Source organism: Ruegeria sp. AL7 (assembly GCF_056536105.1).
The window spans coordinates 2,052,767-2,064,982 of the sequence record NZ_JBQFJF010000001.1 but is presented as its reverse complement, the minus strand read 5'-3'; the positions used below and the strand labels follow the sequence as shown (position 1 = coordinate 2,064,982).

The window sequence follows — 12,216 nt, the reverse complement described above, 5'->3', positions numbered from 1 at the left end:
CGAAACAAGTAATTTCTGGGTTCACCGCAACGGTAGTGCGAATGCTTAAGCGTGAAGAAATGCCCGAGGACTGTTTTGATATTGCCATCATAGGGGCGGGCATTATCGGGGCGGCGATTGCCCGTGGCTTGGCTTTGGAAGGGGCGCGCGTGGCTGTCCTTGAAAAAGCTATGGACCCTTTGGACGGGGCCTCGAAGGGCAATAGCGCCATTTTGCATACGGGTTTTGACGCGCCGGTTGGATCGCTCGAACAGCAATGTGTTGCCCGGGGGCGCGAGATTTATCTGACGATACGTGAAGATCTTGGCCTTCCCCTGCATGAAACCGGCGCGATGGTTTTGGCCTGGAGCGATCAAGAGGCCGAAAAATTATCTGGTCTTTTGCAACAAGCCCATGAAAACGGTGTCGATGATGCAGCATGGATCGATCGCAACGATATTTTGGCGCGCGAACCGGCCTTATCCGATCGGGTCATCGCCGGGTTCGAGGTACCTGGCGAGCATATAATAGACCCTTGGACAACCCCTTATGCTTATCTGACGCAAGCCTTGGCCCATGGTGCATCATTTATTCCAGGCGCCGAAATCATGTCGGCAAGGCGCGACAATGACATATGGTCGCTGAATACCTTGCGCGGGTGCATCAAGGCGAAAGCGGTGGTGAATGCCGCCGGTTTATATGGCGATATCGTCGAAGAAAGGATTTTGGGCACGGCGACGTTCAAGATCAAACCCCGCAAAGGCCAGTTTGTCATTTTCGACAAGGCTGCCGCGCGTCATTTGCGCTCGATCATTCTTCAGGTGCCGAATGACCGGACCAAGGGGGTTGTTCTGTGCCGCACGATTTTTGGCAATATCCTTGTGGGGCCAACAGCCGAAGAACAAGACAGCCGCGAGGATGCCTCGGTCGAACGAGAGACGCTTCTTAGCTTGCGGGCGCAGGCGATTGATATCCTGCCAGCTTTGGCCGATAGCGAAGTGACAAGTGTCTATGCGGGCATCCGTCCCGCGACGGAACGTAAGGAATATCGTATCATCGCGCGGCCTGATATGGGCTATGTCAATATTGGCGGCATCCGCTCGACCGGTCTGAGTGCGGCACTGGGGCTGGCGGAACATATTATCAAAACCCATGGTGACGCTTTGGGCGCACAACATTTTGCAAACCCACCGGTTTCTATGCCTGAAAAAATCGCCTTGCAACATTTGTCCGATTATCATCAGCGGGATTGGCAACGGCCCGGTAATGGCGGGATCATTTGCCATTGCGAAAAAGTAACCCATCGCGATATCCAAAACGCCCTTGCTGGCCCTTTGGCCCCTCGCAGCTTTGCCGGATTGAAGCGCCGGACCCGTGTATGCATGGGAACTTGCCAAGGCTTCTATTGCATGGCCGCAGTTGCGGCGGCCACAGGTGATGTGCTTGATGTTCCTATATGCGTAGAAGGCCAAAATCCCCATGACCGTTGAGCGTAAAGAGCTGTGTGATGTTGCAATCGTGGGGGGCGGCCCCGCCGGTTTGACACTGGCGGCTGAATTGCGGCATCTTGGTGTCGAGCGGGTGATCGTCCTTGAACGCGAGGCCGAGGCCGGGGGTATTCCCCGCCATTGTGGCCATTATCCGTTCGGGATCACCGAATATAACCGCCTTCTGAAGGGCCCTGATTATGCGCGGTGCAAAGTCGAAGATGCCGAACGTAAAGGGGTCGATCTGCGCACCGGCACAACCGTGACCGCGCTTCACCCGGGCGGCACGCTCGAGCTAAGCAGCCATGCAGGAACCGCAACGATCACAGCGCGGCGCGTTGTTCTGTGTACGGGCGCGCGTGAAGCAAGCCGCCCTCAGCGGTTCATTTCAGGAAGCCGCCCCCAAGGGGTTATCACCACCGGCGCGCTTCAGGCTTTCAGCTATATTGAAGGTCTTGTCCCCTTCAAAAAACCCGCGATTCTGGGGACCGAGCTTGTGTCTTTTTCTGCATTGCTGACCTGCCGACATGCGGGCATTCAGCCCGTCGCGATGATCGAGGAAAACCCGCGAATCACAGCGCGGGCATTCAGCCGCCTTTTGCCTGCTGTCTTGGGTGTTCCCATTCTGTCCCAGACCAAATTGACGCGGATTTTGGGCAAAAACCGTGTCGAGGGCATAGAAATCGAGCGCGCCGATGGCCGTAAAAAGGTTTTGGATGCCGATGGTGTCATTTGCACAGGCCGGTTCCGCCCCGAAGCAAGCTTGATGCGCAATGGCCATCTTGCGATTGACCCGAAAACGGGCGGGCCCTTGATCGATCAATTCATGACGACCTCTGATCCCAGCTATTTATGTGCGGGCAATCTGCTTAGACCCATTGAAACCCATGGATGGTGCGCTGAAGAGGGACGGCAAGCCGCGCGGATTATTGTTCAGGCGCTTGGGCAACCGGACAGGGCCGAGCCCCGGCGCCAAACGCCAATTCGGATCACGAGCCCGGCAATACGCTATGTTCTGCCTCAGCACCTGTCCACAGCTTGTCTCGGGGCGCATATGCCCAATCTACAACTTCGCCTGAACCGCCCCGCGCGTGGGCGGCTTGTGATTTCGGCGGATGGCAAAACCATCTGGTCGCGATCCATAAATTCCGTGCCCGAGCGCCGGATTCTCGTGCCGATTGCCCCCCTTCTGGCGCATGGCGCGACCACAAGCATCACTATCGGGCTGGAGGAACAGGATTGAGAATAGGCGCGATTGATCAGGGCACTACAAGCACCCGCATTCTGGTTCACGACAGCACAGGAAAAACCCATATTGCCAAGGCGATTGGGCATCGTCAGATATTGCCAAAACCTGGCTGGGTTGAACATGATCCGGAAGAGTTGATCCGGAATATTCAAGCTTGTCTTGACGCGGCCGGGCCACTGGACGCGGTCGGGATCGACAATCAGGGGGAAAGCTGCCTTGCTTGGGATGCCATCACCAAAGAGGCCCTAAGCCCCGTCATTGTCTGGCAGGATGAACGGACGAATGATGTGGTGGCCCGGCTGAAGGCCGACGGCGCCCAAGACCTTACACTTTCCAGATCCGGATTGCCGCTTGATAGTTATTTCTCGGCAAGCAAACTGGGCTGGATCCTTGAAAACGAACCAAAGGCGCAAAAGGCCCATAGGCGTGGTAGCTTGCGGTTGGGAACGAGTGATGCATTTTTCGTTGATCGTCTGGCCGGGCGTTGCATCACCGATGTTTCGACGGCCTCCCGCACCGCATTGATGAATCTTGAGACCTGCGATTGGGATCCGGATCTTTGCGCGCTTTTTGGCGTCCCGATCGATACTTTGCCCAAGATTGTTTCGAATACCGGTGATTTTGGACAGATCCAAGGCAGCGAAACCACGACCCCTCTGACCGCGTTGATCGTGGATCAACAGGCGGCGCTTTACGGCGCTGGCTGTCGCCTGCCGGGCAAAGGAAAAGTGACTTTTGGCACCGGTGCTTTTGCGCTGATGTTAACCGGCGACACAATCTGTCGGGAACACAGCAAAGGCCTATTGCCGACCATTGCCTGGCGCAAACAAGGGCAAGCGGTAAATTATGCCGTTGATGGCGGCGTCTTTGCGGCTGGAGCCGCCGTTAATTGGGCCCGCGGATTGGGATTGTTCAACCAATTCGACGAAATCAACGCCTTCGATAAACCAAGTGCCATTTCCCGTGGCCTTGCCTTTGTTCCGGCACTTGCCGGGCTTGGCTGCCCCCATTGGAACAGGCGTGCACGTGGAACATGGCTTGGGCTTGGGCTTGACGATGGGCCCAAGGATTTGATGCAAGCCTTGCTGGAAGGAATCGCCTTTCGCGCCGCTGAGGTGATGCGCGCAATGACAGAAACCACGGCTGCCCGCAGCATGTTTTCAATCGATGGGGGTTTGACGGCCAATCCCTATTTTTGTCACGTTTTGGTAAATGCATTCCAGCAATCCCTGCGCCTTCAGAAGAATGCCGAAGTGACCGCGCTGGGCACCGCATGTCTTGCCGGTGAGGTCATCGGCATACAAAACGTCCCGGCGCAACTAAACCGCCAAATCAACCCCGACAGAACTCAAAACCACCAAAATACCTTCGCCAAAGCGATTGCCCTCGCGCAGGAATGGGGAAGGGAGTGATTTGGCAAAGAACGTATTTCAACTTCATGCTAGGTGTTCAGTCCCGGCATCTGGTGGATCGGATTTAGAATGAAACGAACTGGTTTTGATGTCCAGATTTTGCAGATGCATTCGTAGGGAGTGAGACCGCTCAGAGTTTTGAGCCGACGCGCGAAGTTGTAGGCTTGCAGGAAGTCGCTGAGATGGCTGCGCAGTTGGTCGTGGCTATCGTAGTGATACCGCTTTACGGTCGCGTCTTTGATGGTGCGGTTCATGCGCTCCACCTGTCCATTGGTCCAAGGATGGTTCGGTTTGGTCAGACGATGTTCGATGTCGTTGGCCTCGCAAATTAGGTCAAAACGCATCTTGCGGAATGTGACGCTGTCGCGGTTCCGGGGCTGCTCTGCGAACTGGATGCCATTGTCTGTCAGGATCGTGTGAATTTTGTACGGCACGGCTTCAAGAAGGTGCTCCAGAAACTCCCAGGCTGTCTGGCGATTGGCCTTTTCGAAAAGCTGCGCGACTGCGAACTTGCTGGTCCGGTCAATGGCTACAAAGAGATAGAGCTTGCCCTCCTCGGTTCTGACTTCAGCGATATCGATGTGGAAATAGCCGATGGGATATCTCTTGAACTTCTGCCGTTTGGGCTTGTCTCCACTCATGTCTGGAAGGCGTGATATCCCGTGACGTTGCAAACAGCGATGCAGAGAAGACCGTGTGAGGTGTGGAATTGACGACTGCAAAGCATGGAGACAGTCATCCAGAGGCAACAGAGTATGCCGCCGGAACGTAACAACCATGGCTTCCTCTTCTTCGCTGAGAACGGTCGAGCGTGGTTCCTTCGGCCCGGTCTTCTGATCCTCAACCGTTTTGCGCTTCCGCCATTTGGCTACGGTCTTGGGATTGATCCCCAGTTCCCGGCTCAGCTCCGTGATCGAAGCTTGCGATCGCTGTATGTGAGCTCTGATGGCGTGCGTGGTCGAGGCGCTGCCATGACGAATTTGTCCCATAGTGCTTCCTTCCATTCAAACGAAAGGATCACACCATCAAACCGTGGGATCAAACACCTAGTTGTCAAGCTGACAGCTGCGCTGTCCAAAGTTTTGCCGGAGCCATGATGTCATGTGTCGAACAAGCACTTCCATGCGCGGCATCCGAGACAACCACTGTTTTTAGCAAGCGAGACCGTAAAAATCATCGCAATCATGCCCGTACCCTACCAGCCCTTAGGCAGTTCAGCGAATGCTCGGGGATGAATATTGGGCCTTTCATTTGTCTTGGCACAGCCGCGTTGTCCGCCATCAGCACCCATGGAACAGACTAGGTTGATTGCGTAGCGGAGGATTTCAGGCTCATCGTAACCATCAGAGAGTGGAGATGAGAATGAAATCCGGGAAACAGAAAGCGTCAGCAGAGAGAGTTGTCAAAGACATCCGCAGGAAGACACGGCGCCAGCATTCGGCAGAGGAGAAGATCCGTATTGTGTTGGATGGGCTTCGTGGTGAAGACAGCATAGCGGAGCTGTGTCGCCGTGAAGGAATAGCTACGAGCCTGTATTACAGCTGGTCGAAAGAGTTCCTTGAGGCCGGTAAGAAGCGGTTGGCTGGCGATACCGCACGCCAGGCTACCAGCTCTGAGGTGAAGGATTTGAGAGCGGAATCGTCGGCGCTGAGGTAGTCGCCGACCTGACCCTTGAGAACCGGCTGCTCAAAAAGCATGTTCGAGGATGGGGAGACGACGAATGAGATATCCCGCATCCGAAAGCTTGAGATCATCCGGCTGGTTGACGGTTCGCACCTGCCGATCAAACGCACACTGGAAAGCTCGGCATTCCCAGAACGACCTTCTACCGCTGGTACGACAGGTATCTGTCTTTCGGCGAGGCCGGGCTTGAGGATCGCCATTCCCGGCCAGGTAGGGTTTGGAACCGCATCCCCGACAAGGTGCGCAAGCAGATCGTGGAACTGGCTCTGGAAGAACCCGAGTTATCGCCCCGCGAGCTTGCGGTGCGGTTCACCGACACCAGGCGCTACTTCGTTTCTGAGGCCAGTGTTTACAGGCTTCTGAAGGCACAAGATCTGATCACTAGCCCAGCCTGCATCACCATCAAAGCGGCGGATGAATTCCATGAGAAGACTGTGCGGCCGAACCAGCTTTGGCAGACCGACTTCACCTATCTCAAAGTCATCGGTTGGGGCTGGTTCTACCTGTCTACGATCCTGGATGATTACAGCCGTTACGTTGTCTCTTGGCGCCTTTGCACCACGATGAAAGCTGACGATGTCACAGGAACGCTGGAAGACGCTTTGGCTGCATCAGGTTGTGACAGTGTCACCGTTGCCCACAAGCCCCGGCTGCTCAGCGACAACGGCAGCAGTTACATCTCTGGCGAGTTGGCGAAATGGCTGGATGAGCAGGGTATGGATCATGTTCGGGAGCGCCCAACCATCCGCAGACCCAGGGCAAGATTGAGCGATGGCATCAGACGATGAAGAACCGTGTCCTGCTGGAAAACTACTATCTGCCAGGAGCGCTCGAACAGGCCATCGGCGACTTCATCAATCACTACAACCACAACCGATACCACGAGAGCATCAGCAATCTGACACCCGCCGATGTCTATTTCGGTCGAGCCGAAACAATCCTCAGACGCAGAAAGGAAATCAAACACCAGACAATCCAGAAACGCCGCTTGCTGCATCATCAGAACGCGGCGTAGATTGAAACTGCGGCGAGCCTGATCCTCCTAAGCCAATCAAACGCTCGTGTTCCAAATCATTCGATGACGGACACACCGTGCGATACCTGGGCGTTGAATTGGAAGACGCGCTAAGAATTGCAGAGCGTATAGATATCTGAAACAGTTTGGCGAGCGGCGCTGTCGGTCGCCAATCCATAGCAGTTCTAGTTCTTTTACGCAGGAGTGGGACGTAGCGTGCCCTGAGCGGAAGTGTCAAAATCTTGTTGCGTACGCTCGCAGCACAGTTTTCTCGGCTCAGGCGCAATTTACAGGGTGCGGGACCGAGCGGCCATTTGATCACGCCGCGAGCACTTGTGCAGAAGCGGCGCGAAAATCGCTGCGTTGCAGCCAATGTCATCAGGCCAGTCATTCCTAGTTACGGGGAAGCCTTGATCACATACTCCTCTTTCGCCGCACTCAGGCCAGACAATTTCTTTCGGTAGTTCACCAAGGATCTTGGTCACCGGCAGTTTCAAAAACTACCTGCCCTGGCGGTACTTGCATTGCGACAAGGGAAACTTCCTTGACTCTATTCTGGCTAAGGACCACAAAAGTGCATTGGTGAAAGTTACTCGTCGCCGCGATGCTGCCGGCTTCGATGATCCAATGGCCTTCAGAATAACTGTAGCATATGCCCCAGCATAGGAACGGGTTTCGCTGGGGTCTTCGCTATGAGCTCGTTCCTCACATGCATTCGCAACTGTCACCTGACATGCGCCAGCCATCGCGTGACCCATGAAAGAAAGCGCCGTATGAACAACACATGGCTCATAAATTGCGTGCTTGATGGCCGATAGATCAGGTCTCAGGCTCCGCTTCAATCAGTCATTCATCGTGTTTACGCGCTGCATTCTTTGTTTGATCCCAGCACTTTTGGTGTCGCTCTCAGGAACAAAGCTTCCTGCCCAAGTCGCAGGCAATGCCGATGGATCAGTTTGTGACGAAGGTTTCGAAAACAAGAATGGATCGTGCCAAAGAACAGACTTACCAGAAAACGCATATTTGACAGGTAGCTCCTATGGCAGTGGCTGGGAATGCAATCACGGTTTTCAGAATGTCGGAGATCTCTGTGAGGAAATAAGAGTTCCTGAAAATGCCTATCTTGCGTCAACCGGAGATCAGTGGGAGTGCAATCGGCTGTTCCAGCGTGTCGAAGAAAAATGCGAAGAACTGATCGCACCTCAAAATGGATACGTCGAAACCAGGTTTGGCGCACAGGAAATACACTGCAACTGGGGATTTCGTAAGGAGAACCAGGATTGTGTTGCAATAGAAGTCCCAAAAAACGGTCGTCTGAGCGATAAAAAAGCTCGGATGGGTGGGTATGCCTCAGAGGTTACAACGCAGCGGAGAGCGGCTGTGAGCCTGTGGCTGTTCCACAGCATGCGTATCTTGAACCAGATTCCTACTCTGGATGGAAATGCGAACGTGGTTTTCGCGCAAACCGGGACAGGTGCGATGCGATCCTTGTTCCTTCAAACGCTCATTTGAATCGAAGAGGTGATGGTTGGGAATGCAATCGGCCGTTCACACGACAGAACGATAAGTGCGCCGAAAATATTCCACGAAAATAGGTTCGTGGAAATCAATATCGCCTGACAAATCCGGAAGGACCAAGCCGTGAACCATAACTCGATTGACGAAAATCTTGGCAAAAGGATCAAAGCCGAAAAGGCGCGTCGCCGGTCCCACGGGATTAAGATATCTATGGCGTTAGCAGTGTTTGTTGCAGCGGTAATTGTAGTGGTGTTTCTTTGATGCGTAAAAATGCCCCTCAAGTGACCCTTTCTGACTCAAAGATGTCAGTGCGTGGTCTGGAACAAAGAGCATTTCAGGACCGCAGTGTTCGCAAGACGCGGAACGCCGACGTATCAGAAGTGATCGAAGTAGAATTTGGAAAGTACTTGATTAAGGCTGGCATTCTGAGCGGTAACAGCGTTGCGCGCGCATTCCCCAAGCCACCAGCGAAAACGCAAGGTTTGATTGCTGATGCAGTTGGCGAAACACCGTCATTGGCCATTGAAGCCTTAAAAGAAATTCTCGAAGAACGAGACAGGAAACGCAGCGCTCGACGTCGTTTGGAGGCGAACTCCGGCAACTTCATTCCCAGTGAAGGAGAATATGTCGAAGCATTGCGTCAGATCAGGCTCTCCACTGCGCAGGTCACCATGCTCAAAGCACTTACAATCGCAGGCAAGGAAGGACTGAGCATTGGTCAGTTAACCAAGGCAGCTGGTTACAAATCGCGCGAGGCGTCCGTCAAGGTCTTCAAGAAAATCGGGCTATCGATTGCAGAATATCTGGAACTCGAGCTTCCCGAAGCCGGATCGGCACAGAATGATGGCGCCGCTCAGGTATTGGCGTTTTCTCACGTCAAAAGTGACGATGAACCAGCGACTTGGATCATGCATCAGGAGCTGCGCGATGCTGTTCGTTCGGTTCTATGACGCACGTTCCAGCGCCTGCCTTTGAAGCGAACTTCGAACCGGAATAAACGCAAGAAAGGCGCACACGTAGCTTATGTTGGAGAAAAAACCATATCCGCTCGACCTGATCTATGTACCTGTGAAACGGGCCAAAACACTTGATCAACAAAAGGTTCTGGCACTGGCCGAAGATATCCTGAAGAATGGCCAGAAGACGCCGATCCAGATACGTGCGGACAACAAGCGGTTCGTGCTGATTGAAGGCCTTCACCGACTAGAGGCCATTCGCGCCCTCGGCGGTGATACTGTCGAAGCCTTTTTGGTGCGCGCCCGATTACACTAGACTCTTGTTGGGATTGGCGTTCGACAAAGCCTGAGAAAACGTCAGCAGGCGCTGACTTTCTTCATCCCAAAGATGCAATCGTGCGCAATGAAGGCTCTCATATAGAGTAATACGCTGGCAATTTTCCAACTCGGAATGGTCACGCAAAACCTCGTTTAGCCGATAAAACGGTATGCGGCTGGCAAGGTGGTGAACATGGTGTACACCGATATTGGCAGAGAACCACCGCAGGATGCCTGGCAGGGCATAGTGAGAACTTCCATAGAATGCGGCGTTCTGAAGGTTCCACCCCTCTTCCCGTTCCCAGGTCGTGTGTTCAAACTGGTGTTGAATATAGAAAAGCCAAATACCAATCGATGATGCGACAATCATGGTTGGTAGGAAAACATACGCTAAAACCTCAATGCCTCCGGCCCAAAAAACTAGGGCCAATACCCCTGCAATTGCAGCGTTTGTTCCCATCGCACTTGCCCAATACAGCCAGCCTGACCGCATGAAACCAAAGGGCAAGCGATTTTGAAAAAAGAACGTGTACACCGGTACGATACAGAACAGGAAGAAGGGGTTCCGGATTAACCTGTAAGCGGCACGCCCGAACCAATTCCGTTTCAGGTATTCCTCAATGGTCAATGTAGGAATGTCACCCATACCACGCCGATCAAGGTTACCGGTTGAAGCGTGGTGAATCGCATGGCTTTGCCGCCAGACGTCATAGGGTGTCAGGGCAAGAACACCCAGAACCCGGCCGGTCCAATTGCAAACAGTGCGACTTCTAAAGAAAGATCCATGACCGCAATCATGCATAATGATGAAGATACGGACCAGAAATGCGGCATTCAGGACGGCCAGTAGAACAGCGATCCAGACACTAAAATATAAAGCCATCCACGCTAGAGCCCATAGCGCGAATAAGGGGACAACGGTGATCGCAATTTCATAAATACTGCGCTTTGCATCGGCAACACGGTATTGCGCGAGCACCCGCGTCCAGTCTTTAGGTTGCAACTGACTTTTTCTCCAAGGGCTTTTAGCAGCCCATTGTGCAAACGGGCACCCCATAAGGGTGCCCGTAAAAGGTCAGGCCAGTGCCAGATTGGCGGCGCTGTCGCGTCCGTCACGGCCAGCTTCGACGTCAAAAGTGACCTTCTGGCCGTCTTTCAATTCGCTGATGCCGGAACGTTCAAGTGCTGAGATATGCACGAACACATCGCGCTTGCCATCTTCAGGCTCGATAAAGCCAAAACCTTTGGTCGAGTTGAACCATTTTACTGTGCCATTTGCCATGGTGGAAGTCTCCTAATACTTGCCGCCCGCATTATTGCGGCGACTCGGCGTGGTCGGTCTGAATCGAAAGACTGAGCGCCGAATTTGGGAGACAGCAGGTCGAAAAAGAAAAACGTTAGCCTTGTGTATATGGACTTCGAGTACGCACGATACAAGCCTTGATACAATAGAAAGCAACAGAAGATCTGAGTCTGCCTAGCCCAATTTAGGACAAGGATAAGCAGAACCATTGCTCTGCGATTCGGAAATCAGAGGTCGGCTTCTGATAAAACCTGCCGAGTGCGTATGCAGCAAATTGATTGCTCAGGCACGGTAGGTAGGGCTCACTGTCCGAAATCGCAGTGTGCTTCAAGAACACCGCGGCGAGGCAAAAATGTTCATTGATTGATGGAAACATTGCTAAATCAACGAGTTGACTTCTCTAACGAACGGTAGATTCTGCGCGGCCCGAATCTTGGGTCATGCTGCGTTGGCATAGGGCGACTGCGAGCCTCAAAGTGCCATTAGTAGGTCCGTATCTGCGCAATCATCGGGCAAAAAACGTTCCCGATGTTACAGTTGGCCGTAAGTTCATTCAGGGCGGCCTCCAATCGCTTAAGTTCGATTATCTTCATACGCACATTGGAGATATGAAGCTCGGCCAGTTCCTTAACGGATTGGCAATCCTCGCTATCACCTTCGGACAGGTTGAGAAGCACCATTGCATCGGCAAGCGAAAAACCCAAGTCTCGGCACTTCCTTAGAAAACGAAGCCGTCCCACATCGTGCGCAGAGTACATGCGTCGATTATTCGATGCCCTTTCTGGTTTCGGCACGATCCCTTCGCGTTCGTAGTAGCGGATAGTTTCAATTCCGACACCGCTTTGCCGGGATGCCTCCCCAATCGCAAACATGTGAGATTTCCTGTCTTGATCCTGTAGTGGCTACAGAAGTTATACGAGAGGTTGTTGTCTCTACAACTCCGCGCGACGTAGTCCATCAGGGAAACAGAATGCAGAAGTACCTTAGCCTCAGCTATTTGGGATCGCTATCAGCGCTTGGCGTCGCGACTTGCTGCGTTTTGCCCATGATGATGATGTTACTGGGGCTGGGCGGCAGTTGGTTGGCAATCTTTGGGAAGGTTGCGGCAGCGAGTTACTATGTGCTGACGATTTCAACGGCACTCGTCGCGATATCGTGGCTGGTATCTTATCGGCGCGGTTCCTTACCGACGTTGAAATGGCGGCTTGCAGGAACAACTCTAATCACCGGCGTGGCTTGGGTCGTTGTGTTTAACGAGGCACGGATTAACGATTACCTGATCATGCAGATGTGAGA

The 12,216-nt window shown here is 53.4% G+C and carries 11 protein-coding genes and 1 pseudogene; 8 read left to right on the top strand and 4 right to left on the bottom strand.

The window, feature by feature from the left end; all coding sequences use genetic code 11:
* Nucleotides 1-41: 41 nt before the first annotated feature.
* The 3 genes from ACR3E2_RS10365 to ACR3E2_RS10355 are packed head-to-tail and all read left to right on the top strand — an operon-like array spanning nt 42 to nt 4,127.
* Nucleotides 42-1,469 (top strand): FAD-dependent oxidoreductase, encoded by a 1,428-nt coding sequence (locus ACR3E2_RS10365; protein WP_480484922.1) that lies wholly within the window; start codon nt 42-44, stop codon nt 1,467-1,469.
* The gene (locus ACR3E2_RS10360; RefSeq protein WP_480484921.1) at nt 1,459-2,709 is read left to right on the top strand and encodes an NAD(P)/FAD-dependent oxidoreductase; all 1,251 of its coding nucleotides are present in this window, start codon (nt 1,459-1,461) and stop codon (nt 2,707-2,709) included. The genes ACR3E2_RS10365 and ACR3E2_RS10360 overlap by 11 nt, the downstream gene beginning before the upstream one ends.
* Complete coding sequence (locus ACR3E2_RS10355) at nt 2,706-4,127, top strand: FGGY family carbohydrate kinase (RefSeq protein ID WP_480484920.1); 1,422 nt, start codon at nt 2,706-2,708, stop codon at nt 4,125-4,127. Before ACR3E2_RS10360 ends, ACR3E2_RS10355 begins: the two co-directional genes overlap by 4 nt.
* A gap of 29 nt (nt 4,128-4,156) precedes the next feature.
* Here ACR3E2_RS10355 and ACR3E2_RS10350 read toward each other — a convergent pair whose 3' ends face one another.
* Nucleotides 4,157-5,116 (bottom strand): IS481 family transposase, encoded by a 960-nt coding sequence (locus ACR3E2_RS10350; protein ID WP_480484919.1) that lies wholly within the window; start codon nt 5,114-5,116, stop codon nt 4,157-4,159.
* Nucleotides 5,117-5,483: 367 nt separating this feature from the next.
* On the opposite strand from ACR3E2_RS10350, the pseudogene ACR3E2_RS10345 reads away from it, so the two are divergent.
* From ACR3E2_RS10345 to ACR3E2_RS10330, 4 genes and pseudogenes are all read left to right on the top strand, one after another.
* Nucleotides 5,484-6,825: pseudogene (locus tag ACR3E2_RS10345) on the top strand (IS3 family transposase).
* A gap of 807 nt (nt 6,826-7,632) precedes the next feature.
* Entirely contained in the window at nt 7,633-8,337 is a 705-nt protein-coding gene (locus tag ACR3E2_RS10340) for a hypothetical protein (RefSeq protein ID WP_480484942.1), read from the top strand.
* Between the two features lie 266 nt (nt 8,338-8,603).
* On the top strand, nt 8,604-9,293 hold the full coding sequence (locus ACR3E2_RS10335) for a hypothetical protein (RefSeq protein WP_480484943.1): 690 nt from the start codon (nt 8,604-8,606) through the stop codon (nt 9,291-9,293).
* 73 nt (nt 9,294-9,366) lie between these two features.
* Nucleotides 9,367-9,615 carry a ParB N-terminal domain-containing protein gene (locus ACR3E2_RS10330; protein ID WP_480484944.1) on the top strand — a complete coding sequence of 83 codons (249 nt, stop codon included), beginning with the start codon at nt 9,367-9,369 and terminating at the stop codon, nt 9,613-9,615.
* Here ACR3E2_RS10330 and ACR3E2_RS10325 read toward each other — a convergent pair.
* The 3 genes from ACR3E2_RS10325 to ACR3E2_RS10315 form a co-directional block, all read right to left on the bottom strand.
* Nucleotides 9,607-10,620 (bottom strand): fatty acid desaturase, encoded by a 1,014-nt coding sequence (locus ACR3E2_RS10325; RefSeq protein WP_480484945.1) that lies wholly within the window; start codon nt 10,618-10,620, stop codon nt 9,607-9,609. The genes ACR3E2_RS10330 and ACR3E2_RS10325 overlap by 9 nt on opposite strands.
* A gap of 72 nt (nt 10,621-10,692) precedes the next feature.
* Nucleotides 10,693-10,899: a cold-shock protein gene (locus ACR3E2_RS10320; protein ID WP_170430361.1), complete on the bottom strand. Its 207-nt coding sequence runs from the start codon at nt 10,897-10,899 to the stop codon at nt 10,693-10,695.
* Between the two features lie 503 nt (nt 10,900-11,402).
* Nucleotides 11,403-11,792, bottom strand: a complete 390-nt coding sequence (locus ACR3E2_RS10315; RefSeq protein WP_480484946.1) for a MerR family transcriptional regulator — start codon at nt 11,790-11,792, stop codon at nt 11,403-11,405.
* A gap of 98 nt (nt 11,793-11,890) precedes the next feature.
* On the opposite strand from ACR3E2_RS10315, the gene ACR3E2_RS10310 reads away from it, so the two are divergent.
* Nucleotides 11,891-12,214 carry a hypothetical protein gene (locus ACR3E2_RS10310; protein WP_170499188.1) on the top strand — a complete coding sequence of 108 codons (324 nt, stop codon included), beginning with the start codon at nt 11,891-11,893 and terminating at the stop codon, nt 12,212-12,214.
* Nucleotides 12,215-12,216: the final 2 nt, after the last annotated feature.